Origin of the sequence: Plantactinospora mayteni, assembly GCF_016862935.1 — a bacterium.
Lineage (GTDB): Bacteria > Actinomycetota > Actinomycetes > Mycobacteriales > Micromonosporaceae > Plantactinospora > Plantactinospora mayteni.
Genome location: NZ_BONX01000012.1, coordinates 18,401 through 43,314 on the forward strand (window position 1 = coordinate 18,401; position 24,914 = coordinate 43,314).

Annotated in this window: 22 protein-coding genes; 14 read left to right on the forward strand and 8 right to left on the reverse strand. The window is 72.7% G+C overall.

All coding sequences use genetic code 11. From position 1 onward, the window contains the following. Positions 1 to 46 precede the first annotated feature (46 nt). Positions 47 to 451 (reverse strand): YjbQ family protein, encoded by a 405-nt coding sequence (locus tag Pma05_RS11145; RefSeq protein ID WP_203857283.1) that lies wholly within the window; start codon positions 449 to 451, stop codon positions 47 to 49. 216 nt (positions 452 to 667) lie between these two features. On the opposite strand from Pma05_RS11145, the gene Pma05_RS11150 reads away from it, so the two are divergent. Both Pma05_RS11150 and aceE read left to right on the forward strand, forming a co-directional pair. Further along, positions 668 to 1,099 carry a hypothetical protein gene (locus Pma05_RS11150; RefSeq protein ID WP_203857284.1) on the forward strand — a complete coding sequence of 144 codons (432 nt, stop codon included), beginning with the start codon at positions 668 to 670 and terminating at the stop codon, positions 1,097 to 1,099. 264 nt (positions 1,100 to 1,363) lie between these two features. Then, on the forward strand, positions 1,364 to 4,120 hold the full coding sequence (gene aceE / locus Pma05_RS11155; protein WP_203857285.1) for a pyruvate dehydrogenase (acetyl-transferring), homodimeric type: 2,757 nt from the start codon (positions 1,364 to 1,366) through the stop codon (positions 4,118 to 4,120). 63 nt (positions 4,121 to 4,183) lie between these two features. On the opposite strand, the gene Pma05_RS11160 is transcribed toward aceE, so the two are convergent. Then, the gene (locus Pma05_RS11160; RefSeq protein WP_203857286.1) at positions 4,184 to 4,621 is read right to left on the reverse strand and encodes an SRPBCC family protein; all 438 of its coding nucleotides are present in this window, start codon (positions 4,619 to 4,621) and stop codon (positions 4,184 to 4,186) included. 237 nt (positions 4,622 to 4,858) lie between these two features. Here Pma05_RS11160 and gltX point away from each other — a divergent pair, with 237 nt between their 5' ends. Then, positions 4,859 to 6,268 (forward strand): glutamate--tRNA ligase, encoded by a 1,410-nt coding sequence (gene gltX, locus Pma05_RS11165; protein ID WP_203857287.1) that lies wholly within the window; start codon positions 4,859 to 4,861, stop codon positions 6,266 to 6,268. Positions 6,269 to 6,412: 144 nt separating this feature from the next. Here the strand turns inward: gltX and Pma05_RS11170 are convergent, their stop codons facing one another. After that, the gene (locus tag Pma05_RS11170) at positions 6,413 to 7,042 is read right to left on the reverse strand and encodes a copper resistance CopC family protein (protein ID WP_239312180.1); all 630 of its coding nucleotides are present in this window, start codon (positions 7,040 to 7,042) and stop codon (positions 6,413 to 6,415) included. A gap of 222 nt (positions 7,043 to 7,264) precedes the next feature. Here Pma05_RS11170 and Pma05_RS11175 point away from each other — a divergent pair, with 222 nt between their 5' ends. Further along, the gene (locus Pma05_RS11175) at positions 7,265 to 7,921 is read left to right on the forward strand and encodes a hypothetical protein (RefSeq protein ID WP_239312182.1); all 657 of its coding nucleotides are present in this window, start codon (positions 7,265 to 7,267) and stop codon (positions 7,919 to 7,921) included. Positions 7,922 to 8,080: 159 nt separating this feature from the next. Here Pma05_RS11175 and Pma05_RS11180 read toward each other — a convergent pair whose 3' ends face one another. After that, a complete protein-coding gene (locus Pma05_RS11180) occupies positions 8,081 to 8,821 on the reverse strand; it encodes a hypothetical protein (protein ID WP_203857577.1) in 741 nt (246 codons plus the stop codon). Positions 8,822 to 9,338: 517 nt separating this feature from the next. After that, on the reverse strand, positions 9,339 to 9,878 hold the full coding sequence (locus Pma05_RS11185) for a hypothetical protein (RefSeq protein ID WP_203857288.1): 540 nt from the start codon (positions 9,876 to 9,878) through the stop codon (positions 9,339 to 9,341). Positions 9,879 to 10,117: 239 nt separating this feature from the next. On the opposite strand from Pma05_RS11185, the gene Pma05_RS42500 reads away from it, so the two are divergent. Then, positions 10,118 to 11,692, forward strand: a complete 1,575-nt coding sequence (locus tag Pma05_RS42500; RefSeq protein ID WP_239312184.1) for a sensor histidine kinase — start codon at positions 10,118 to 10,120, stop codon at positions 11,690 to 11,692. 86 nt (positions 11,693 to 11,778) lie between these two features. Next, a complete protein-coding gene (locus Pma05_RS11195) occupies positions 11,779 to 12,429 on the forward strand; it encodes a response regulator (RefSeq protein ID WP_203857542.1) in 651 nt (216 codons plus the stop codon). A gap of 23 nt (positions 12,430 to 12,452) precedes the next feature. On the opposite strand, the gene Pma05_RS11200 is transcribed toward Pma05_RS11195, so the two are convergent. Continuing rightward, positions 12,453 to 13,115: a phosphatase PAP2 family protein gene (locus tag Pma05_RS11200; RefSeq protein WP_203857289.1), complete on the reverse strand. Its 663-nt coding sequence runs from the start codon at positions 13,113 to 13,115 to the stop codon at positions 12,453 to 12,455. Positions 13,116 to 13,174: 59 nt separating this feature from the next. Here Pma05_RS11200 and Pma05_RS11205 point away from each other — a divergent pair, with 59 nt between their 5' ends. The 8 genes from Pma05_RS11205 to Pma05_RS11240 all read left to right on the forward strand — a co-directional run bounded on the left by Pma05_RS11205 (position 13,175) and on the right by Pma05_RS11240 (position 21,208). Then, on the forward strand, positions 13,175 to 14,395 hold the full coding sequence (locus Pma05_RS11205) for a PucR family transcriptional regulator (protein ID WP_203857290.1): 1,221 nt from the start codon (positions 13,175 to 13,177) through the stop codon (positions 14,393 to 14,395). A gap of 135 nt (positions 14,396 to 14,530) precedes the next feature. Then, entirely contained in the window at positions 14,531 to 15,706 is a 1,176-nt protein-coding gene (locus Pma05_RS11210) for an acyltransferase domain-containing protein (protein WP_203857291.1), read from the forward strand. 52 nt (positions 15,707 to 15,758) lie between these two features. Next, entirely contained in the window at positions 15,759 to 16,688 is a 930-nt protein-coding gene (locus Pma05_RS11215) for a beta-ketoacyl-ACP synthase III (RefSeq protein WP_203857543.1), read from the forward strand. 132 nt (positions 16,689 to 16,820) lie between these two features. Further along, on the forward strand, positions 16,821 to 17,060 hold the full coding sequence (locus Pma05_RS11220) for an acyl carrier protein (RefSeq protein WP_107261778.1): 240 nt from the start codon (positions 16,821 to 16,823) through the stop codon (positions 17,058 to 17,060). Positions 17,061 to 17,062: 2 nt separating this feature from the next. Beyond that, positions 17,063 to 18,289 (forward strand): beta-ketoacyl-ACP synthase II, encoded by a 1,227-nt coding sequence (gene fabF / locus Pma05_RS11225; RefSeq protein WP_203857292.1) that lies wholly within the window; start codon positions 17,063 to 17,065, stop codon positions 18,287 to 18,289. A gap of 221 nt (positions 18,290 to 18,510) precedes the next feature. After that, positions 18,511 to 19,233, forward strand: coding sequence for a class I SAM-dependent methyltransferase (locus Pma05_RS11230; RefSeq protein WP_203857293.1), 723 nt, complete (start codon positions 18,511 to 18,513; stop codon positions 19,231 to 19,233). A 35-nt stretch (positions 19,234 to 19,268) separates the two neighbouring features. Next, on the forward strand, positions 19,269 to 19,901 hold the full coding sequence (locus tag Pma05_RS11235; protein ID WP_203857294.1) for a class I SAM-dependent methyltransferase: 633 nt from the start codon (positions 19,269 to 19,271) through the stop codon (positions 19,899 to 19,901). 23 nt (positions 19,902 to 19,924) lie between these two features. Beyond that, positions 19,925 to 21,208 (forward strand): D-arabinono-1,4-lactone oxidase, encoded by a 1,284-nt coding sequence (locus Pma05_RS11240; protein WP_203857295.1) that lies wholly within the window; start codon positions 19,925 to 19,927, stop codon positions 21,206 to 21,208. Between the two features lie 19 nt (positions 21,209 to 21,227). Here the strand turns inward: Pma05_RS11240 and Pma05_RS11245 are convergent, their stop codons facing one another. Together Pma05_RS11245 and Pma05_RS11250 are read right to left on the reverse strand one after the other, a co-directional pair. Beyond that, on the reverse strand, positions 21,228 to 23,507 hold the full coding sequence (locus Pma05_RS11245) for a hypothetical protein (RefSeq protein ID WP_203857296.1): 2,280 nt from the start codon (positions 23,505 to 23,507) through the stop codon (positions 21,228 to 21,230). Further along, a complete protein-coding gene (locus Pma05_RS11250; protein WP_239312186.1) occupies positions 23,504 to 24,808 on the reverse strand; it encodes a glycosyltransferase family 2 protein in 1,305 nt (434 codons plus the stop codon). Before Pma05_RS11250 ends, Pma05_RS11245 begins: the two co-directional genes overlap by 4 nt. Between the last annotated feature and the right edge of the window lie 106 nt (positions 24,809 to 24,914).

Sequence of the window (24,914 nt, forward strand, 5' to 3'; positions counted from 1 at the left end):
ACATCGGGCAGTCCGCAGGTGCCTCCGGGCGCGAGGAAAGCTCTGGTCAGCCGGGCAGGAAGGAGAACCGCACCTGGCGGGTGCTGTTGTCGCCGTTCGGGTCGACCAGGCAGATCGACTGCCAGGTGCCGAGCGCGAGCCGGCCGTCCAGCACCGGCAGCGTCGCGTACGGCGGCAGGAAGGCGGGCAGGACGTGGTCCCGCCCGTGGCCCGGTGAACCGTGCCGGTGCCGCCAGCGGTCGTCGGTGGGGAGCAGGTCGTCCAGCGCGGTCAGCAGGTCGTCGTCGGAACCGGCTCCGGTCTCGATGATCGCCAGCCCGGCGGTGGCGTGCGGCACGAAGACGTGCAGCAGGCCGTCACCCCTGCCGACGAGAAACCGCTCGGCCTCCTGGGTGATGTCCCGGACCACCGGCCGGGACCCCGTCCGGATGGTGATCACCTCACTCTCCATCCGCCCAGTCTGCCGGATCCGCTCCGCCCGCCGTGGCCGCCCCGCCCTGAACCAGCCACCGGTGGGGGACCGCGGGCGGTGGCACGCACCCCGTCCGATTCCGGGCGTGGTGACGAATGTCCGGTCAATGGCCTGGAACTGTCCAGTGGAAACCAAGCAGGGTCAGATAACGGACCTTCCACCCGGCAGGTACCCGTCCCTCGGTCAGGAGAATGTGTGCAACCTCGTCGGACCCTCGTCGCCCTCTCCATGGCTCTCGGCATGGCGTTCGCGTTCGCCGCACCCGCCGCCGCCGCGCCAGCCCCATCCGCCGAACGCCTGGACCAATTGGCGTCCAGCGACGTCTTCGTCTGCTCCACGAACTACTTCGTCAGGACCGTCGACGGCGGCGCGACCGCCTGCTTCAACCCCACCGGCGAAATCCTGACCACCTGCGACGGAAAGGCTGACGGGCACCACCCGGCCGTGTGGTACCAGATCAACGGCGGTTCGTGGGAGAACAAGCACTACGATCTCGGCAACGGCAACTGCGCGAGCCTCAACCTGTCCATCGCCGAGACCGGCTACATCCGGTTCTACGCGGTCAACTACGAGGGCCAGACCCCGCTGAGCTACAGCGACATCATGGTGGCGGGTGCCAACGGGTGACGTCGGGGGTGTGGGGCCGGTGAGTCGTCCCCACACCAGCTTCATTCATCGACAGAACCGGACGAGTAGCCCGGTAGCGCCCTCGGCGATCAACAAGCCGCCCGGCGCCACCAGCGAGGTCTTCCGAACGCCGTGTTGCCGGAAAGTTACCGACTGGTACCTGTGTCGAGCATCGCCTCTCCGACGTCTAGACGTGACGGGCATAGGCATCAGGAGGCAGGATGGCGCTAGAGACCTATCCCACACACAACCTAGGGAACGCCTGTGGCCACGGAACGCAAGCGCCCGGTGATCAGCGACGGCCTGCCGAGCCAGCTTCCGGACATCGACCCCGAAGAAACCAGCGAATGGGTCGAGTCACTCGACGGTGTCATTGACGAGCGCGGTGCCAAACGCGCCCGCTACGTCATGCTGCGCCTGCTGGAGCGGGCCAGGGAGCGCCAGGTCGGGGTGCCGCCCCTGACCACCACCGACTACATCAACACCATTCCGCCGGAGCAGGAACCCTGGTTCCCGGGGGACGAGCACATCGAGCGGCGGATCCGGGCGTACATCCGGTGGAACGCCGCGATGCTGGTGCACCGGGCGCAGCGGCCGGAGATCGGCGTTGGTGGGCACATCTCCACCTACGCCAGCTCGGCGTCGCTCTACGAGGTCGGGTTCAACCACTTCTTCCGGGGCAAGAACCACCCGGGCGGCGGCGACCAGATCTTCTACCAGGGCCACGGCTCCCCCGGGATGTACGCGCGGGCGTTCATGGAGGGGCGGCTGACCGAGGACCAGCTCGACGGGTTCCGGCAGGAGCTGTCGCACCCGGGCGGCGGGCTGCCGTCGTATCCGCACCCGCGGCTGATGCCGGACTTCTGGGAGTTCCCGACCGTCTCGATGGGGCTCGGCGGGATCAACGCGATCTACCAGGCCCGGTTCAACCGCTACCTGCACCACCGGGGCATCAAGGACACCTCCGACCAGCACGTATGGGCGTTCCTCGGCGACGGCGAGATGGACGAGGTGGAGTCGCTCGGCGCGATCGGCGCGGCTGCCCGCGAGGAGCTGGACAACCTCACCTTCGTGATCAACTGCAACCTGCAACGGCTGGACGGGCCGGTGCGGGGCAACGGCAAGGTGATCCAGGAACTGGAGGCGTTCTTCCGGGGCGCCGGCTGGAACGTGATCAAGGTGGTCTGGGGCCGGGAGTGGGACCCGCTGCTCGCCGCGGACACCGACGGCGCGCTGGTCAACCTGATGAACACCACGCCGGACGGCGACTACCAGACCTACAAGGCGGAGTCCGGGGCGTACGTCCGGGAGCACTTCTTCGGCCGCGACCCGCGCACCCGCAAGATGGTCGAGGGGCTCTCCGACGACGAGATCTGGAACCTCAAGCGGGGCGGGCACGACTACCGCAAGCTCTACGCGGCATACCAGGCCGCGCTGAACCACACCGGTCAGCCGACCGTGATCCTGGCGAAGACGATCAAGGGTTGGACGCTGGGTTCGAGCTTCGAGGCCCGCAACGCCACACACCAGATGAAGAAGCTCACCCTGGACGACCTGAAGAGCTTCCGCGACCGGCTCTACCTGGACATCCCCGACTCGACGCTGGACGCCAACCCCTACCTGCCGCCGTACTACCACCCGGGCGAGAAGTCCGAGGAGGCGGAATACCTGCGGGAGCGGCGGCAGCAGCTCGGCGGCTACCTGCCGAGCCGGCGTACCGAGTGGGCGCCGTTGCCGGTGCCGGGCGAGGAGCGGTTCGCCGACGTCAAGAAGGGCTCCGGCAAGCAGAAGATCGCCACCACCATGGCGTTCGTCCGGCTGCTGAAGGACGTGATGAAGGACCGGGAGTTCGGCAAGCGGTTCGTGCCGATCATCCCGGACGAGGCGCGCACCTTCGGGATGGACTCGCTCTTCCCGACCCAGAAGATCTACTCGCCGCACGGCCAGAAGTACACCTCGGTGGACCGGGAGCTGTTCCTGTCGTACAAGGAGGCGACGACCGGGCAGATCCTGCACGAGGGGATCAACGAGGCGGGTTCGGTGGCCTCGTTCACCGCCGCCGGTTCGTCGTACGCCACGCACGGCGAGCCGATGATCCCGCTGTACATCTTCTATTCGATGTTCGGCTTCCAACGCACCGGTGACGCGTTCTGGGCGGCGGCCGACCAGATGGCCCGCGGCTTCGTACTCGGCGCCACCGCCGGCCGGACCACGCTGAACGGCGAGGGCCTGCAACACGAGGACGGCCACTCGCACCTGATCGCGGCGACCAACCCGGCCGTGGTGGCGTACGACCCGGCGTTCGCGTTCGAGATCGCGCACATCTTCGAAAACGGTCTGCACCGGATGTACGGCGAGCGGCCGGAGAACGTCTTCTACTACCTGACCGTCTACAACGAGCCGCTCGTGCAGCCGGCGGAGCCGGAGAACGTGGACGTGGAGGGGCTGCTCAAGGGGATCTACCGGTATTCGCCGGCTCCCCCGGTCGGCGGGCAGGACGGCGGCGACGCGCCCCGGGCCAACATCCTCGCCTCGGGCACCGGCATGCAGTGGGCGCTGAAGGCCCAGCACCTGCTGGCCCAGGACTGGGGCGTGGCGGCCGACGTCTGGTCGGTCACCTCCTGGACCGAGCTGCGCCGGGACGCGGTGGAGTGCGAGGAGTACAACCTCCTGCACCCGGGCGACGAGCCTCGGGTGCCGTACGTCCAGCGCAAGCTGGCCGACGCCGACGGACCGGTGGTGGCGGTCAGCGACTGGATGCGGGCGGTGCCGGACCTGATCTCGCGGTGGATTCCCGGCGACTACACCTCGCTCGGCACCGACGGTTTCGGGCTCTCGGACACCCGGCACGCGCTGCGCCGGCACTTCCACGTGGACGCCGAGTCGGTGACCGTCGCGGCGCTGCGCCAGTTGGCGCGGCGTGGCGTGGTACCGCCGTCGGTGCCGGCCGAGGCCGCGAAGAAGTACGCGATCGACGACATCGCGGCGGCCCCGGTGGGCGAGACCGGCGGGGACTCCTGACGGTCCGCCGCTAGATCCGCGACCTGGAGGGGCGGGACGTCGCAGACCGCGACGGCCCGCCCCTCAGCCCACCGTGGCCAGGCCGGTGAGCCGGGCGAGCGAGCCTTCCAGGTCGGCACCGACCCGGCGCATCCCCCAGCGCAGCAGCGCCCCGCTGACCGGGCCGGCGGGCCAGCGGACCATGATCAGGCGTACCGAGGTGCCGTCCTCCTCCGGTGCGAGTTCGACGTAGACCTCGGTGCGTGCCTCGGCCCGCGCGCCCGCGCCCTCGGCCCGCTCGCGCCACGCGATCAGGGTCGGCTCCTGGTACGCGATCACCTCGGCGTCCAGCGCCCGGCCCGCCGCGTGCACCCGCTGACGGCGGCCGATGCCCTCGCCGGAGAGCACCTCCGCCTGTCGGACCCCGGCCAGCCAGCCCGGCAGGTCTTCAGCCCGCTGTACCAGGTCCCACACCGCCTCGATCGGTGCGGAGACCCGCGTGCTGCGTTCGATGAGCATCATCCTCAGTCGCCTCCATTGCGGACAACCCGTGACCATTGGCAGCTTATTCACGATTACGGACGAAAACGGACGATTAGCCACCGACACGCCGGAAGAAACTACCGCCGTGGAATTCGTCCGCTCCGGGCATCGTCGTGGGGCCTTCGACGGCGACCGTCTCCGGTCGCCCCGGCCCGGTGCGGGCGGCTGGGAAACCTGATGGCGGGCCGCCCCGGGGGCGTGCGTAGGCTGGAGGCCGTGACGGTACGCGTACGCTTTGCCCCCTCCCCGACTGGTATGTTCCACGTCGGCGGCGCCCGCTCGGCCCTCCAGAACTGGATCTTCGCGAAGCAGCAGGGCGGCGTCTTCGTACTGCGGATCGAGGACACCGACGCGGCCCGCAACCGGCCCGAATGGACCGAGGGGATCCTCTCCGCACTGGACTGGATCGGGATCGCCCGGGGCAGCTACGAGGGACCGCACTTCCAGTCCGCGAACGCGGGCGAGCACCGCAGCGCCGCGACCCGGCTCTACACCACCGGCCGGGCGTACTACTGCGACTGCACCCGGGATGCGATCCAGGCCCGCACCGGCTCGCAGTACCAGGGCTACGACGGCTTCTGCCGGGACCGTGGCCTGGAGCCGGGGCCGGGCCGCGCCCTGCGGTTCCGTACCCCGGACGAGGGCGAGACCGTGGTGGTCGACCTGGTACGCGGCGAGCCGACCTTCGAGAACAAGCTGATCGAGGACTTCGTGATCGCCCGGGCCGACGGCTCGGCGGTCTTCCTGCTGGCCAACGTCGTGGACGACCTCAGCATGGGCATCACGCACGTGATCCGGGCCGAGGAGCACCTGCCGAACACGCCCAAGCAGCAGCTCCTCTGGGACGCGCTCGGAGTCAAGCCGCCGATCTGGGCCCACGTGCCGGTGGTGGTCAACGAGAAGCGGCAGAAGCTCTCCAAGCGGCGCGACAAGGTGGCCCTGGAGGCGTACCGGGACGAGGGCTATCTCGCCGACGCGATGCGCAACTACCTGATGCTGCTCGGCTGGGCACCCTCGGGCGACCGGGAGATCGTGCCGTGGTCGGTGATCGAGTCCGAGTTCCGGCTCGCCGAGGTGAACCCGTCACCGGCGTTCTTCGACGAGAAGAAGCTGCGGGCCTTCAACGGCGAATACATCCGGGCGCTGCCGGTCGACGAGTTCGTCGCGGCCTGCCAGCCCTGGCTGACCGGTACCGGGACCATCGCCCCGCCGCCCTGGCAGCCGGCCGAGTTCGACCCGGCCGCGTTCGCCGCGGTGGCGCCGCTGGCCCAGACCCGGATCGCCGTGCTGAGCGAGATCGTGCCGAACGTCGACTTCCTCTTCCTGGCGACGCCGCTGGTCGACGAGGCGGCCTGGGCGAAGAGCATGAAGGAGGGTTCCGCCGACCTGCTCGACGAGACGATCGCCGCCTTCGAGGCCCTGCCGGAGTGGGCGGCGGAGCCGCTGAAGGCGACCCTGGAGGAGGTGGGCGCCGGCCGAGGACTGAAGCTCGGCAAGGCGCAGGCGCCGGTCAGGGTGGCCGTGACGGGGCGCAGCATCGGGCTGCCGCTCTTCGAGTCGCTGGCCGTACTCGGCCGGGAGCGTACCCTCACCCGACTCCGCGCGGCCCGGATCCGGCTGGTCTGATCGGCGGCGGCGGCCGCCAGCCACGCCGCTTCGGCCGTACCTCGGTCGCCGGCCGGGCGGTTCCGAGGGCCGGACGGGGTCGGATTCGCCCGCCGGCCGGTCAGTGCCGCCGGGCCATCGGTTCCGGCGGCACTGGCACAACGGTCAGTTCGCGGAACCGGATCGGCTCGACCTCCGGCGGCGGAGCAGCAACCCGACGGCCAGCGCGGCCAGCGCCAGCACGGCACCGAGGAGCCACGGCCACCACGCCGTCCCGTCCGAGTCGGCGGCCGGGGTCAGTGGCCCGGCCGCCGCACTCGACGGCGGAGCGGCCGGTGCCGAACTGCTGGCCGGAGCGGTCGGGGTCGGCACGGCTGCCGAGGGCGAGGCGGTCGGGGTGGCCCCCACGGTGAGGGTGAACCGGACCTCCCCCTTGATCGGGTGCCCGTCGCCGGAGGCGACCTGGTACTGGACGATGTAGAGCCCGGCGGCGCCCGGCCGGACCGGCACGGTGACCCGGGAGCCGGAGAAGGCGGGCTTTCCCGCCGCCGCGTCGACGTTGTCCGGGCCGGTTACCGTGACCCGCGTGGTGGTGGGGTCGAGCTTGTTCAGAAAGGTCAGCCGCACGCTGGCCGGCGCCTCGTCGAGCCGGGCACCGGTACGCGGATCGCTGCCGGTCAGCGAGTTGTGCGCGGCGGCGGGACCGGCCGGCAGCAGCACGCTCAACGCCGCCAGCACGACGCTCAGCACCAGTGTCCCGACACGGGTGACCCGGGCCCCCATGATCGCCTCCATCCCGCTACGATTTCGCCAACTGATCAATGGCTCGTCAGTTAGTCGACCCTAGATCGCAGATAGTTCCAATAACTGCTCGTTCAGGTGCAACCGAGCGGCGTTCTGCGGAGTCTTTGTAGTGAGTACGGCAGGTCCATCCCGGACAGTGCCGTGCGCTCCACCGACCAACCAGCGCGTGACCTGCATCATGGCCACCATCGAGACGGGGCGAGGAGGTCGGCGATGGCCGGAGAGGTGAGTCGTCGACTTGTCGGCGTGGCCACGCTGTTGATCGCGGCGGCCAGTTGGCTCGGGATCGGCGGCGCCGCCCAGGCGAAGCCGGCCAAACCGACGTCGGTGGTGATCACCGGCAAGGACCTGTCGGCCCCGCTGACGGTCCAGGCCAAGGACAAGCCGGAGGTCTTCGCCGCACTGCTCGACCAGGTGGGCTTCCTGAAGACCGGCGGCGGCAACACCGGCGGATTGAAGGCCGCCGATCTGGGTCCGAAGTACACCATCGCGGTGCACGTCGGCGACGCCGCCCAGCAGTCGTACGACCTCTACCCGCTGGCCAAGGGCGGGCCGCGGGTCTATCGACCGGCCCGGCAGCCGGACAAGAGCCGGCCCGGCGCGGCCTGGTTCTTCGGCCGGCTGACCATGGCGGAGACCCTGCTGGCGGCCGGTGCGCCGCTGCCCACGCAGAACGTCACCAGCCTGAACGGCGGCGGGGTCGGCGGTGGCGAACGGGTGATCCCGGACGACGCGATCGGCAGCAGCAAGGACGTCGACCGTCTGCTCGGTGAACTGCGACAGTTGATGCTGCTCAACGGCGCCGTGCTGCTCTCCATCACGCTGGGGCTGGCCGGCATCGCGCTGCTGGTCCGGCGCCGCACCCGCTGACCGGACCGGCCAGCCACGGCGGCGCACCCGGGTCGAAGTGGTGATCCGGGACGCCGCGGGCGAGCGCCTCGACGCCGAGCGGCCGGCGCCCGGCCGGCGAGTACCCGGATCAGCCAGGCCCGGTCCACGGGCTGGGGGCTGCGGCCCGACGGGCGGCGGTCAGCACCAGCGACGCGGTGGGCGGTCACGCCGGACGGAGCGCCGCGACGGGCGTACCGCGCCGTGCCGGTGCGCCCCGGCCCAGCCCGGCAGATCGGTCTGACACCCCGGCGTACGCCGGCCGGCCGGCTCGGTCGGCCTCTCCGGCGCCCCGTCCGGTCCCCCCGGCGAGGTGCCGGTGCGAGCGAGCTGGGCCTGGTCGTCGCCCTCCGGCCCGCCGGGCGAGGTGCTGGAGCTAGTGCTGGTGCTGGTGCTGGTGCGTGCGTGCCGGCCCTGGTCGTCGGCGTCCGGCTCGCCCGGGCGGGGCCGGGGTACGAGCCTCGACCGGTCGACCGGCCGCCCCGGGTCGGTCAGCGCGTGCTCCGGGCCGCTCGGGTCGGAGGCCAGCACGGTGCCCTCCACCGGCTCCCCGGGCCGGGGCATTCCGGCCTGGTCTTCCATTGCCGCCGATCCGGCTGGACGCGGCCCGGTCCTCGCCGCCGCCGAGCGCGCCGCACCGGACGGGTCGGCCGGATCGGCAGCCGATCGCGGATCGTCGAGGCCGTCGGCGAGCCCGGCGACCACCGGCTCGGCACCGGGCCGGTCGGACGCCCCGTCGATCGGGCCCGTCGGCAGCCCGGCGCTGGCGCCACAGACCCAGCGGAACCGGCCGACCGGGCCGAGCGGGGGCAGCGGCCCACGATCGCCAAGCAGCGACTCCTGCTCGTCCTCCGAACAGCCACGCTCGGCGTCATGCGCCATCCAGGCCTCCTCACACTCGCCGCCGGGTGGGCGGTTGCCCCGGCGTGCGGGTGGCGCCCCACACGGTTGACGGTGAGCCATTGCGGGAAAGCGCATCACCGGGACCATGTCACCGTACTGGTCCGGGACGCCGAGTTCGACGCCGCTGGGACGAGAAACTCCTGCATTCCGCCCTGCGGAAGTTCCAGGTCACGAACTGGTTAACCTCCGGCCGGCGGCCGGACCGGGCTCGGTTCGGCGTCTGGGACGGGCGGCGCGGTGGCCACTGCCGGGGTTCGGGTCGACCGAGCGGTCGATGCTGGTGGGGTCCCAGGGCGGGGTTCGGGTCGACCGGGCGGTCGGTGCCGGCGGGGTTCCCGGGCGGGGTTCGGGTCGACCGGGCGGTCGGTGCCGGCGGGGTTCCAGAGCGGGGTTCGGAACGGGGCGGCCGGTGCCGGCGGGGCTCCAGGAGGGGGTTTCAGCCCGGCGGGTAGTGAGTGTGCGGCCTACCGCCGTCCGGCGGGTGGACTGCCGACGGTCACTCCTGCGGGGCGGGCTTCGGGAAGACGGTCGCCCAGACCGGGAAGGCGACGAGCCAGATCACGATCGCCACGCTCAACCGCACGATCCAGGCCAGCAGTTCGGCGGTACGGTCCGGGTCGCCGACCATCAGGATGCCGAGGCCGAGCAGGCCACAGGCGATGGCCCAGCCCAGCAGTCCCTTCACCCACTCCCGCCACTCGTACCGGGCGCGGGCCCAGCCGCCGCCGGGTGGCCTGGTCGGCGGCGGCCCGCCCGCGAACCGGTACGCGAACCGCTGGTCGGCCCAGCGGATCATGCTGTGCCCGAAGGCGACCGAGAAGCCGAGGTACGCCGCCGCCAGCCCGTGCGTGAAGTTGGCGGTGGCACCGCGACGCAGGTCGAGTACGGTGGCGAGCAGGATCACAAGATCGATCAACGGCGTACCGAGCAGCAGCAGCGCGCCGAGCCGGGGCATCCGGAGCGGGTAGCGGGCGATCAGGCCGGCACCGAGCAGTACCCAGAACCCGATCTCGCCCGCGGCGATCACCGCCAGCATCCCGTACCCCCGATCGTCCGCCCGCCCAGGTCCGTTCCGGCCGGGCGGTACTCCCCCGGAACCCGTCGCCCGGTCACTGCCACCAGTCTCGGCAGGGCGACCGGCCGCGACCTCGGCACCGGTACCGAGATCCGGGTCCGCCGAAAGAGGTACGCCTACACCCTTCGACGGATCCTGACCGGCGCATCCTCGTCGTCCGGGCCGAGGGGGACGGCCGGCCGGTGTGATGGGATCGAGGGGTGACCGCACGGCTGAGCCTGGAGCGCGGGTCCCTGTCCCGGGACGTCGCGCTGGCGTCCGCGTCCCTGGCGGGCGGGCTGCTGATGATGGCGCTCGGGGTCTACCACCCGCTCAACCCCGGCCTGCTGGACGCCCCGCCGGGGCTCTCCGTCGCCACCCTCGCCGTCACCTGCCTGGCCGTGGCGCTGCGTCGGGTGGCGACCCGGCTCGGCCTGGCGCTGGGCACCGTCGCCATCGTCGTCGACCTCGTGTACGGATCGTCGCTGGCCACCAGCCTGGTCTACACCCAGGTGCTCTTCGACTCCTGCGTCTACGGGTCGGCCAAGCTCTGGCGCCGGCTGCTCTGGGTCAACCTGGCACTGACCGGGTTCGCCGCGCTGATCGGGGTCATTTTCGCGTCCCCGGCCTGGCAGGGCATCGGGCTGGGAATCCCGGTGGTGCTGATCGGCGTACTGCCGGTGGTGAGTGGCATCGGCGTCCGGCAGTACCGCGACCAGGCCGCCGCCGAGCGCGCCCGGGCCGAGCAGACCGCCCGGCTGGCCGAACTCGACCGGCGCCAGGCGGTGGCGGCGGAGCGGAGTCGGATGGCCCGGGAACTGCACGACGTGATCGCCAACCACCTGAGCGCGGTCGCCATCCACGCCACGGCGGCGCTCTCGGTCTCCGGGCTGGACCGGGCGCAGCTCGACCAGGCGCTGCGGGTGATCCGGGAGAACAGCGTGCAGGGGCTCGCCGAGATGCGGCAGATGATCGGCCTGCTCCGCGAACCGGCCGACCCCGGGTCGGTGCCGCTCACCGAGGCCGTGCCGGTACCGCCGACCGAGGCCGTGGCGGTGCCGCCGGCCGGAGCCGGGAGGGTGCCGCCGGCCGGAGCCGAGCCTGTTTCGCCCGGGGGTGGCCGGAGCCGGGCCGTCGTTCCGGGCCGGTCGTCGGGCAGCCTGGGTGGGGTCGGCAGGTCCGCTCCGGGTGCGCTCTCCGTCGCGGGTACGGAGTCGACCGGAGTGCCGGGCCGTGGCACGCTCTCCGCCGCCGGGCCGGCCCGGCTGGGCACGGTCGACGGTCCGGTCCGGGCCCGGCTGGCCGAGGTGGACCGGCTGGTCGGCCAGGCCCGGGACGCCGGCCTGGCGGTACGGTTCGAGACCACCGGCGAGGTACGCCCGTTGCCGGTCGGCGTGGACCTGGCCGCGTACCGGATCGTCCAGGAGTCGCTCACCAACGCGCTCAAGCACGGCGCCGGCCCGACCACCCTGACCATCTGCCACCAGCGCCGGTCGGTCAGCCTCACCATCGAGAACCCGCTCGCCCGCTCCGGCGAGCCTCGGGGCGCCGGGGTCGCGGCCGGGGCCGGGCTGCCCGGGGCGGGCGCCGGACTGATCGGAATGCGGGAGCGGGCCGCCCTGCTCGGCGGCCGGTTCGAGGCCGGCCCGAGGGGAGGGAGTTGGCGGGTACACGCGGAACTGCCGAACGGCGACCTCCCCGGCCCGGCGCCCCGGACGCCGCCCGAACCCGCGCCATCGGCCGACTCCGCCGGGGAGGTCGGCCGGCCAGCCGTGGCGCCGACGGTCCGGCCGTGACCGGGCCGGACGACGACCGAGCCGGGGCCACCGCGATCGACGCGCCGGCCGGCGCGGGGCAGCGTGCCGGAGCCGGGCCGGGACGGGTGATCCGGGTGGTGGTCGCCGACGACCAGGACGCGGTCCGGGCCGGTCTGGTGCTGATCCTCGCCGGTACCCCGGGGCTGGAGGTGGTCGGCGAGGCGGTCGACGGCGAGGAGGCGGTGGCACTGTGCCGGCGGCTCCGGCCGGACGTGGCGGTACTCGACGTCCGGATGCCCCGGCTCGACGGTGTGTCGGCGACCGCCGAGATCGTCGCCGAGCAGTTGGCCGACGTACTGGTGCTGACCACGTTCGACCTCGACGAGTACGTCTTCGGCGCGCTCCGGGCCGGCGCGTCCGGGTTCCTGCTCAAGGACACCGACGCCGACGGGCTGGTCGACGCGGTGCGTACCGTCGCCCGGGGCGAGGGGATCATCGCGCCGGCGGTGACCCGTCGGTTGATCACCGCCTTCGCCGCCGCCGCGCCGACCGCCCCGGCGACCGCCCGGGCGGCGGTGGCCGACCTGACCCCCCGGGAGCGCGACGTGCTGGCCTGTCTCGGGCTCGGGCTCTCCAACCAGCAGATCGCCGATCGGCTGACGATGGCGGAGAGCACCACCAAGACCCACGTGAGCCGGATCCTCGGCAAGCTCGGCCTGCGCAGCCGGGTACAGGCGGCGATCCTCGCCCAGGAACTGGGCCTGCCACCGCCCTGACCGGACCGCCAGGGCCGGGCGGGCTACCGGACGGCCCGGTCCGGGTGGTGGGCCGGGAGCCGGGGACTGCCGGTCGGGCTCCGCACCAGCCGGGCGGTCAGCGGGACGACGGCGAGCGCGAGCAGCCAGCCGCCGAGCACGTCGGTCGGCCAGTGCGCCAGCAGGGCCACCCGGGTCAGCCCGACGAAGGCCGCGAAGGCCACCGTCAGCGCGACCGTGAGCGCCCGGGCCGGGCCGCCGAGCCGGGACCAGAGCAGGAGTACGGCCACCAGCGCCGCCGCCGCCGCGTTGCTGGTGTGCCCGCTCGGAAACCCGTTACTGGTGATCACGACGAAACCGTTCTCGGGCCGGGGGTGGAACACCAGCCAGTGCATCAGCCCCCAGAGCACCGGTATCAGCACCGTCACCGCGGCGCAGAACGTGGCGGCCCGACGCCCGCCCCGGGCGGCCAGCCCCACCGTGACGGCCAGGCCGGCGACCAGGAACGGCATCGTGGCGGCCACGTCGGTGGCGATCCGCAGCACCTCGACCAGGCGGGGGCGGGCGTCGCCGTACCCCCGGAAGGTGTCGCTGACGGCGGTGTCGAAACGGTCCAGCGGCGCCCAGCCGGCCACGGTCAGCGCGAGCAGCCCCAGGAAGCCGGCGAGCGCGAGCAGCGGGACGACCAGCGGCGGGCGGGCGACCATCGGCACATGATGCCACGGCCGGTGCCGACCCCAGAGGTTCCGCGTGGCACGCTGGGCCGATGGCGAGCGAGGCGGGCGACGGCGAACTGGCGGCCACGCTGCGCCGGATCGAGCGGGCGGCGGGCACGCTGGCCAGCGCCAGTGTCACCCGGATGGACGAGACCCTGCCCTGGTTCCGCGACCTGCCGGCCGAGCAGCGGTCCTGGGTGATGCTGGTCGCCCAGGCCGGCGTCCGGTCCCTGGTCGAGTGGCTGCGGTCCCGGCCGGACGCCGACGACCGGCAGGGCGCCGACGCGCTGGCCGACAGCCCGGACGAGGTCTTCGCCGCCGCACCCCGGGCGCTGGCCCGGTCGATCAGCCTCCAGCAGACGGTGGCCCTGATCAAGGTGACCATCGACGTGGTGGAGGAGCAGGTGCCGCACCTGGCGGCGCCGGGCGAGGAGCGGCTGCTGCACGAGGCCGTGTTGAAGTTCTCCCGGGAGATCGCCTTCGCCGCCGCCCGGGTCTACGCGCGGGCCGCCGAGTCGCGCGGCTCCTGGGACGCCCGGCTCCAGGCCCTGCTGGTGGACGCGCTGCTCCGAGGCGACTCCCCCGACGTACTGGCCAGCCGGGCGGCGGCGCTGGGCTGGTCGGACGCCCCACCGGTGGCGGTGGCGGTGGGCCGGTCCCCGGGCGGCGAGGTCGCCGCCGTGCTGCACACGATCTACCGGGTCACCCGGCGGCTCAACCTGGAGATGATCGGCGGGGTACACGGCGACCGGCTCGTCGTGGTGCTCGGCGGCGCGACCGACCCGCTGGCCGCCACCGCCAAGATGCTCGCCGGGTTCGGCGAGGGCCCGGTGGTGGTCGGGCCGGCGGTGCCGAGCCTGGACGCGGCGACCGACTCGGCCCGGGCGGCCCTGGCCGGTTTCCGGGCCGCGCCCGCCTGGCCGGCCGCGCCCCGCCCAGTGGCCGCCGCCGACCTGCTCCCCGAGCGGGCCCTGGCCGGTGATCCGGAGGCCCGCCGGACGCTGCGCCAGGACGTCTACGCCGCGCTGGTCCGGGCCGGTGGCGAACTGCTGGAGACCCTGGACGCGTTCTTCGCGGCCGGCGGGGTGCTGGAGAGTGCCGCCCGGTCCCTGTTCGTGCACCCGAACACGGTCCGCTATCGGCTGCGCCGGATCGCGGATGTGACGGGATTCTCCCCGCTCACCGCCCGGGACGCCTTCGCGCTGCGGATGGCGCTGACGATCGGACGGCTGGATCCGTCCGCCCCGGTCGGGCCGGGGACGGGACACTAACCCCCGTTTAGGACAGGTCGGACCGAGAAGTCCGTGATCACCATGGATTTTTGTAGGGTCCCCACAAAGCTGGTAGTACGGATTGGTGCATCACGGCAACCGCGCCGGGGCGGATGATCCAGGAGAGTCGTAAGCGTGCTCGCCGTACTCTCACCCGGCCAGGGTTCACAGAAGCCCGGCTTCCTGACCCCGTGGCTCGACCTGCCCGGCACCGAGGCGCGGCTGCGCTGGTGGTCCGCGCTGGCCGGCATCGACCTCGTCCGGCTCGGCACCGAGGGTGACGCCGACGAGATCCGGGACACCGCGCGTACCCAGCCGCTGCTGGTCGCCGCCGCCCTGCTCGCCGCCGAACAGCTTCCGATGTACGAGGTGACGGTCACCGCCGGGCACAGCGTCGGTGAATTGGCCGCGGCGGCGCTGGCCGGCGTACTGAGCCCGGAGGCGGCGGTCACCCTGGCCGGCGTACGGGGTCGGGAGATGGCCGCCGCCTGCGCGCTCGAACCGACCGGGATGTCGGCGGTGATGGGCGGCGACCCGGACGAGGTGCTGGCCGCCCTCGCCGCGCACGAACTGCACCCGGCCAACTTCAACGGTGCCGGCCAGCTCGTGGTGGCCGGCGCGCTCGACGGGCTGGCCAAGTTCGCCGCCAACCCGCCCGCCAGCACCAAGGTGATCGGCCTCAAGGTCGCCGGCGCCTTCCACACCCCCTACATGGCGCCGGCCGAGCGGGCCCTCGCCGGTGTCGCGGCCGGGATCACCCCGACCGACCCGGCCCGGATCCTGCTCTCCAACGCCGACGGTGCCGCCGTCGACCACGGGCGGGAGATGCTGCAACGCCTGGTCCGGCAGGTGACCGCCCCGGTCCGCTGGGACCTCTGCGTCCGTCGCCTCGCCGACCTCGGCGTGACCGCGGTGATCGAGCTGCCCCCGGCCGGCACCCTGGCCGGGCTGATCAAGCGGGAGCTCAAGGGCACCGGCCAGGTCCCCGAGATCGTCACCCTGAACACCCCGGCCGACCTGGCCGCGGCCCGCGACCTGATCGCCCGGCACGGCGGCCCGGCCGGGCCGGCGCCGGCCCCGCGGTTCCGGGTGGTGGTGGCCGGCACCCCCGGCATCTTCGCGTCGATCGAGGGCCTGGCCGAGGGCGCCGCCGTCGAGTCCGGGCAGGTCATCGGTCACATCACCACCCGACAGGGCGCTGTCGAGGTCACCGCGCACGGCTCCGGCGTACTCACCGAATGGCTCGCCCAGCACGACGACCCGGTAGCCCCGGGCCAGCCCCTCGCCCGCATCGGAGGAACAGCTTCATGACCGGTCAACGGGAGACCCCGGACCACCGCTCGGCGGTGCTCCGGTGAGCAGGATGATCGCGCTCGGCCACTACCAGCCGTCGCGGATACTCACCAACGACGACCTGGCCCAGATCGTCGACACCAACGACACCTGGATCCGCGAGCGGGTCGGCATCGTCACCCGGCGAATCGCCGACACCGAGACCGTCGCCGACATGGCCGCCGCCGCGGCCGACAAGGCGCTGGCCAACTCGGGGCTGGCCGCCTCCGACATCGACCTCGTCGTGGTGGCCACCTGCTCGGCCGTGGACCGCAGCCCGAACACCGCCTGCCGGGTCGCCGCCAAGCTCGGCATCGACGCACCGGGCGCGTTCGACGTCAACACCGCCTGCTCCGGTTTCTCGTACGCCCTCGGCACCGTCGACCACGCCCTGCGGGCCGGCGCCGCCCGCAACGCGATCGTGATCGGCGCGGAGAAGCTCTCCGACTTCACCGACTGGACCGACCGGTCGACCTGCATCCTCTTCGGCGACGCCGCCGGTGCCGCCGTGGTCACCGCCAGCGGGGACGACGAGCCGGCCGGCATCGGGCCGGTGGTCTGGGGCTCGGTCCCGGAGCGCAGCGACGCGGTCCGGATCGAGGGCTGGCGGCCGTACATCCAGCAGGAGGGGCAGTCGGTCTTCCGCTGGGCCACCACCGCGCTCGCCCCGCTCGCCCTGAAGGCGTGCGAGCGGGCCGGCGTCGCCCCGTCGGAGATCGCCGCGTTCGTGCCGCACCAGGCCAACCTGCGGATCATCGAGGGCATCGCGAAGCGGCTCGACATGCCGCAGGCGGTGATCGCCAAGGACATCATCGAGTCCGGCAACACCTCGGCGGCGAGCGTGCCGCTGGCCCTCTCCAAGCTGGTCGAACGCCGGGAGGTGCCGTCCGGCGCCCCGGTCCTGCTGTTCGGCTTCGGCGGCGGCCTCACCTACGCCGGACAGGTCGTCCGGTGCCCCTGACCGGGTGTTCCGGGTCCGGAGCGGCGCACCCGCCGTCCCGGCCCCACCCCCATCCACCGGTCACACGCTGACCAGCGGTGGCGGACGGATCCGCCGCCGCAGATATCCATCCATGGAGAGGAAAGAACCGTAATGACCCGTGACGAGATCACCGCCGGCCTCGCCGAGATCCTCGAAGAGGTTGCCGGGGTGAGCCCGGACGACGTCGCCGAGGAGAAGTCGTTCACCGACGACCTCGACGTCGACTCGCTCTCCATGGTCGAGGTCGTGGTGGCCGCCGAGGAGAAGTTCGGCGTCAAGATCCCGGACAACGACGTCCAGAACCTCAAGACCGTCGGCGACGCTGTCGCCTACATCGAGGCACAGTCCTGATCATGAGTCGTCCCGACGTCGTCGTCACCGGGCTCGGCGCGACGACCCCGCTCGGCGGGGACGTCGCGTCGACCTGGGAAGCCATGCTGGCAGGTCGCTCCGGGGTGGGTCCGCTCACCCAGGAGTGGGCCGGGCAGCTTCCGGTACGCATCGCCGCCCAGCTCGCGGTCGAACCGACCGAGAAACTGGACCGGGTCAAACTGCGCCGGCTCGACCGGTCGGAGGCGATCGCCCTGATCGCCGCGCACGAGGCGTGGGCGGACGCCGGCCTCGCCGACTCGCCGCCGGACCCGGAGCGGCTCGCGGTGAGCGTCGGCTCCGGGATCGGCGGCGCGCAGACCCTGCTCGCCCAGGACGACATCCTGGAGGCGTCCGGGCCGCGGCGGGTCTCCCCGCACACGGTCCCGATGCTGATGCCGAACGGCCCGGCGGCGTGGGTCGGGCTGGAGTTGGGTGCGCAGGCGGGGGTCCACTCGGTGGCCAGCGCCTGCGCCACCGGAGCCGAGGCGATCGCGCTCGGTCTCGACATGATCCGCTCCGGCCGCGCCGACGTGGTGCTGGCCGGCGGTACCGAGGCGGTCGTGCATCCGCTGCCGATCGCCGGGTTCGCCTCGATGCGGGCGATGTCGACCCGCAACGACGACCCGGAACGCGCCTCCCGCCCGTGGGACAAGGGCCGGGACGGCTTCGTACTGGGTGAGGGGTCCGGCGCGGTCGTGCTGGAACGGGCCGACCACGCCGCCGCGCGCGGTGCCCGGGTCTACGCCCGGCTGGCCGGCGCCGCGCTCACCTCCGACGGGTACGACATCGTGCAGCCGCACCCCGAGGGGCGCGGCGTGATCCGGGCGATCAACATGGCGATCGCCGACGCCGGCATCGATCGTTCGGACATCGTGCACGTCAACGCGCACGCCACCTCCACCCCGGTCGGCGACATCGCCGAGATCGTCGCGCTGCGGTCCGCGCTCGGCACCCACCCGGTGCTGACCGCGACCAAGTCGATGACCGGGCACCTGCTGGGTGCGGCCGGCGCGCTGGAGTCGATCGCCACCATCCTGGCCATCCGGGACGGGGTGATCCCGCCGACGATCAATCTCGACGATCCCGACGACGCCCTCGACCTGGACGTCGTCGCGCACAAGGCCCGGCACATGGACGTACCCGCGGCGCTCAACAACGGGTTCGGATTCGGTGGCCACAACGCGGTTCTCGTCTTCGCGCGGGTCTGACCGGCCCGCTCGACACCAGGGCCGGGTCTGACCGGCCCGCTCGACACGACGGCCGGGCCTGACCGGTCCGCCGGTCCGCCGGCCCGGCCCGGTCGGCGACACCCCGGCCCCGACGGGCAGCCGCGGTGTCCCGATCGCCGGCCGTGCCCCGGTTCCGCCAACCCAGGCTGCGAACGACCGATCGTCTGCGGTAGGGTCCGTCGGACTGCGGAGGAGTAGGCGTGGAAGCGACCGAGATCCACAAACTCGCCGCGCTGGAAGATACCCACTGGTGGTATCGCGAGCGGCGCGCACTGCTGGCCCGGGCGCTGCGCCGGCTCGCCAGCAGTGGCCGGCCGGCCGGCCGGGCCCTGGACATCGGTGCGGCGGGCGGCGGCAACACCCGAGTGCTCAGAGCGCACGGCTGGCAGCCGGTGGCCCTGGAATACAGCCAGGACGGCGCCCGGATCGCTGCCGAACGTGGTCTGGCCACCATCCGGGCCGACGCCCGGTACCTCCCGTTCTCCTCCGCCAGCCTCGACCTCGTGGTCGCGTTCGACATCCTGGAGCACTTCGACGAGGACCACCTCGCGGTGGAGGAGATCCGGCGCGCCCTGCGGCCGGGCGGCACCGCGCTGATCGCCGTACCGTGTGACATGCGGTTGTGGTCGGCGCACGACGTGGCGGTCGGGCACGTCCGCCGCTACGACCGGCAGTCCCTGGCCGCGGTGTTCGAGAAGGCCGGGCTGGTGATCGACGAGCTGTGGAGCTGGAACGTCCTGCTGCGGCCGGTTGCCGCGTGGCGGCGGCGCAAGTCCACCGGCAGTGATCTCGACGACCTGCCCGGGGTGGTCAATCTCGGCCTGCGCGTGGTGATCCGGGCCGAGCGCTACCTGCCGGTGAAGGGGCTGCCCGGCGTCTCGTTGATGCTCCGCGCACACCGCCCGGAATCGGATCGTCCCTGAGCCGGTCCCACCCCGGACCGAAGGAGGAGAAGCAGATGCTGGCAGGGGTCAAGGGCCTGCTCGGCCACGTTTCGCTGTATGTCGCACTCCAGCGCGGCCTGGGCGCCGACCGGCTGCGCTACCGCTGCCTGGACGAGCTGGCGCTCTCCGACGGCGACACCGTCATCGACGTCGGCTGTGGCCCGGCCTACTACTTCGAACGGCTCCCCGAGGTCCGATACTTCGGCTTCGACACCGCGCCCCGCTACATCGAGTACGCACAGCGCCGCTGGGGCAGTGACCGGGCCGAGTTCCACTGCGAGATCTTCGGCGAGCAGCACCTGGCCAAGATCCCGCCGGCCAACGCCGTACTGCTGCTGGGCCTGCTGCACCATCTCTCGGACGAGGATTCCCGGCACCTGCTGCGGGTGGCCGGCAAGGCGCTGGCGCCGGGCGGCCGGGTGATCGCTGTCGACACCTGCTTCGAGCCTCGGCAGGGCGCGGTGTCGCGGTGGATGTCGAAGAACGACCGCGGCGAGCACGTCCGCACGCCGGAGGGCTTCGTCACGCTCGCCAAGGAGGCGTTCACCGACGTCGACGGCGAGATCATCGACGACGCCACCCGGATCCCGTCCAGTTTCTGGATGATGCGGATGCGGGATCCCGTGCTGGCCGCGCAGCCGAGCTGAACGACCCCTGACAGGGGTTGTAGATGACCGGACGACTCACCAACTGGGCCGGCAACATCGACTTCCGGGCCGGGCGACTGCACCGGCCCGGATCGGTACCGGAACTTCGGTCACTGGTGGCCGGCAGCGACCGGGTCCGGGCCCTCGGCACCGGGCACTCGTTCAACCGGATCGCCGACACCACCGGTGACCTCGTCTCGCTCGCCGGCCTGCCGCCGGTGGTCGAGATCGACTCCACCGCCGCCACCGTCACCATCTCGGCCGGGATCCGCTACGGCGAGTTGGTCGGGCACCTGCACCGGGCCGGCTTCGCGCTGCACAACCTCGGCTCGCTGCCGCACATCTCGGTGGCCGGCGCCTGCGCCACCGGTACCCACGGCTCCGGGCCGGGCAACGGCAACCTGGCCACCGCCGTCGCCGCGCTGGAGCTGGTCACCGCCGACGGCGACCTGGTGACGCTGCGCCGGGGCACCGACGGCGACGACTTCCTCGGCGCCGTGGTCGGGCTCGGCGCGCTCGGCGTGGTCACCCGGCTCACCCTCGATCTCGTCCCGGCCTTCGAGATCGCCCAGTACGTCTACGACGACCTGCCCCGCGACCAGCTCGACGCGCACTCCAGCGAGATCCTCGGCGGCGGCTACAGCGTCAGCCTCTTCACCGACTGGACCGGTCCCCGGATCAACCAGGTGTGGGTGAAGCGCCGGGTCGACACCACCGCCGGAGTTGCCGCCGGAGTTGCCGCCGAGCCGCACTGGCACGGCGCCACCCTGGCGGCCGAGCCCCGGCACCCGGTGCCGGGGATGTCGGCGGCGTACTGCACCGAGCAGCTCGGCGTACCCGGCCCGTGGCACGCCCGGCTGCCGCACTTCCGGCTCGAGTTCACCCCGAGCAGCGGCGAGGAACTCCAGTCGGAATACTTCGTGCCGCGCGAGCACCTGGGCGCGGCGCTGACGGCGCTGGACGGCATCGCCGACCGGATCGCCGCAGTGCTCCAGATCTCGGAGATCCGCACCGTCGCCGCCGACGAGCTGTGGTTGAGCCCGAGCTACCGGCGGGACAGCGTGGCACTGCACTTCACCTGGGTCAAGGAGACCGAGGCGGTACTGCCGGTGCTGGCGGCGATCGAGGAGCGGCTCGGGCCGTACGCGCCCCGACCGCACTGGGGCAAGCTCTTCGTCACCCCGCCGGAGCAGCTCCGGGACCGCTACGACCGGTACGCCGACTTCGCCAAGCTGGTCCGCCGGTACGATCCGGCCGGCAAGTTCCGCAACGAGATGCTGGACCGCTACTTCCCCACTGCCGGCTGACCTCGGGGCGCTCGACGGCTCAGGAGAGCTGGTAGACCGCCATCCGGCCGTTCTCGTAGCGCAGCCGGGCCAGCCGGCCCAACTCCGGGGACTCCGTACCCACCGACCGGTCCACCACCAGCCAACGTACGGCGTGCCGGTCCCGCAGCTCCCGCAGCCCGGCCTCGGTCGGCGCGCTGAACGCCTCGTCGTTGCGCCGCAACAGCTCCTGGTCCCAGAACGGGGTGTACGCCCCCGACGACGCCACCCGGGGCGCGAACCCCCAGCCCTCGACCAGTACCCGGCGTTCGGCGTACGCGCTGAGCCAGAACGAGCGGGCGTCGCACCAGCCGTTCACCACCGCCAGGCAGTGCACGTTGGTCGCGAGTACGTCGCCGGGTTGGCTGTGGTCCCGGGCCCACCGGGCGGCGTCGACCCGGCTCTTCGGCAGCGCGATGTTGGCGTACGCGCCGCCGTTCGGGGAGCGTTCCGACTTGCGCATGTCCATCAGCAGGCCGGGTGCCCCGACCACCAGGACGGCGGTGAGCAGGGCGATCGCGCCCCGCTTGTGCAGCGCGGCGATGCCGAGGCTGGCCGGCAGCCAGATCCCGGCGGCGATCACCGCCAGCACGGCGAGACCGGCCGACCACCAGAGCAGTGGCCGCAGCCAGTCGAACATGGTCTCCCCGGTGGCCGGCTCGGCGTACCGGAACTGGAGCGCGACCAGCACGGCGGCCAGGCCGAGCGCGCCGAGCCCGAGTACCGTGCCGGAGCGCCGGGTCAACCGGGCCCGCTCGGCGACCAGCACATAACCCCAGGCGGAGATCACCACTGCGAAGGCGAAGCCGGCCCGGGTGAAGTACTGGTTCCCTCCGCCGGGCTGGCGCAGCAGCAGGTAGAGCGCCGGTCCGGCCAGCGCGCCGCCGAGCAGGAACCACTGCACCGGTTCGAGCCGGCCCCGGCGCAGCCAGAGCAGCGGCAGCATGCCCACCACCCGGAGCTGCATGTTCACCACGAAGGCGGCGAACACGGCGAGCACCGCCAGCACGCTGGGCCAACCGCCCGGCGGCGGCGTCCAGTACGGCTCCAGGCTGCTCGCCCACGGATCGACCGCCAACCCGTACGACTTGAACCGGTAGAGCACGGCGGTGGCGAAGAGTTGCGCGGCGGCGGTGGCCAGTCCCGCCCCGACCACCGCCCAGGGGATCCGTCGGGTGGCGATCAGCAGCGCGACCGCGGTGACCGCCAGCGCCAGCCCGACCACCGGCAACGAGCTGGCCTTCGCCCCGCTGGAGGCGAGCATCAGCAGCGGGGCGAGTACAAACGCGCCCCGGCCGATCGCCGCCACCGGCCGGTCCGGACGCCGGTCCACCACGTCGGCGAGTACGGCGATCAGCGCGATCAGCAGCACCCAGCTATAGATCATCGACATGCCGTGCCAGATCACGAACGACGCCTGGGTGCCGAACGGCATCGTCACCGGGTCGGTGAAGTTGGTCTCGCCGACCACGAAGAAGAGCACCGCGGCGATCGCCCCGACCGCCGGGCGCCCGCTGACCCGCCAGCCCAGCACGGCGGTGAGTACGATCGCCGCCGCGCACAGCGCCGGGATGGTCAGCCGCAGCGCCACCACCGGCAGGTCGATCCCGCCGATCAGGCTGGTCGCGGCCATGTGCACGTAGCCGAACCAGTGGTAGTCGAGCGGTTCGGCGGCGACCTGGGGCAGGTGGATCGGGAACTGGTGCTTCGCCTCCCCGGCCAGCGAGAGCTGGTAGGCGAGGTCGAGGTATTGGTGGGTCTCCTCGGAGGTGGGCAGGATCGGGTTGCGTTCCAGGAAGGTGCTGGAGAGATAGGTGGTGAAGAACGCCACCGCGCCGGCCACCGACCACGACCAGCCGACCGGGGTGGGCCGGTAGTCCCGGACCAGCCAGTGCCGGCGCAGCCGGGGCACCGCCAGGAAGAGCCCGACGATCGCCGCCGGCCAGGTCCAGAGCCAGCCGGCGAGGCCGAGCCAGGCGTACAGCGCCCAGGCGGGCAGCTCCAGCACCAGCCCGACGGCGGCGCCCATCGCCACGTCCTCGACCAGGGTGTGCGGCCGGCGGCGCAGCGCCCGGTAGACCAGGGTGCCGGGCAGGATCAGCGCCAGCAGCAGGTAGCCGGCGTACCGGACGATGTCGGCGGGGTCGGTGTCGGCGGCCAGCAGCACCGCGGCGAAGTAGCCGGCGCCGGCCAGCAGCGGCGCCCAGCGGAGCAGCGCGGGCGCACGCGGCGGCGCGGCCGGAGCGGAGGAGTCCGCCACCGCCGCTTCGGTAGCGGTCACCGGACCACCCGCGCGCCACCGTTACGGCTGGCCGCGTCTCCGGGATCCCGTTCGGCCGGCGTCGCCGAGTGCTGTTCGGCCGGCGTCGCCGCATCCCGTTCGGCCGGCGTCGCCGAGTGCTGTTCGACGGCCTCCCGGGCGGCCGGCGCCGTCGGGGTGCGGTCGCCGCTCTCCGGCGCGTCCGGCGCGGCGGGACGGTGACTGCGGCTCTCCGGGACCTCCGGTGCGGCGGGGCGGTGATCCCGGCTCGCCGGCACGTCCGGGGCGGCGTCGGCCGGGGTACCGGTCGGGTCGGCCGGTGTACCTGTCAGTGCCTCGGCCACCAGGTCCGGCTCCTCGACCCGCAGGGCCGGCTCCTCGGCCGGGTTGGCGGTGTCGGAGCCGACGAAGTAGGCCGGTCGGCCCTGCACCGCCGCGTAGATCCGGGCGATGTACTCGCCGAGCAGCCCGAGGCAGAGCAACTGGACGGCGCCGAGGAAGAGCACCGCGACGTAGAGCGAGGCCCAGCCGGCAACGGTCGAGTCGCGGAGGTACATCACGACCGCGAAGACCACCATGACCAGGCAGAGCAGCATGCCACCGGCACCGAGCCAGGTCGCCGCCCGCAGTGGCGCCCCGGAGAAGCTGGTGATGCTGTCGGTGGCCAGCCGGAACATCCGGGACAGCGAGTATTTGGTGCTGCCCGCCGCCCGCGCCTCGCGGATGTAGCTCACCTCGCCGCTGGGGAAGCCCAGCCAGGGCACCACCAGCCGGAGCACCGGGCGACGTTCGGGCAGCCCGCGCAGTGCCTCGATGGTGGCCCGGCTGAGCAGCCGGAAGTCACCCGCCTGGGCCGGTACGGCGTTGCCGACGAGCCGGCGCACCAGCCGGTAGTAGAGGCCCGCGGTGGAGCGCTTGAACCAGGTGTCGGTGGAGCGGTCGCCGCGTACCCCGTAGACGATGTCCAGGCTCTCGGCACGGGCCAGCCGCAGCATCTCGACCAGTATCTCCGGCGGGTCCTGGAGGTCGGCGTCGATGCTGGCGACGTAGGCGCCCCGGGCCCGGAACAGGCCGGCGATCAGCGCCGCCTGGTGACCGCTGTTCCGGCGCAGCCGGACGACCCGCAGTTCGGGCCAGCCGCGACGCATCCCGACCAGGATCGCCGGGGTGGCGTCGCTGCTGCCGTCGTCGACCGCGACCACCTCGTACGGCTCGCCGAGCCCGTCGAGCACCGGCCGCAGCCGTTCGACCAGCAACGGGAGGACACTCTCCTCGTTGTAGATCGGTACGACCACGGACAGGGTCGGCTCCCGGCTCGTCACCGCCCGTACACCCCCAGTCTCCAGATCACCGGACAGCCGAACGCTACCAGCCAGCCCAGTGACCGATCTCACCAGCGGCCCGGGCTCACCATCGACCACGGCCCGG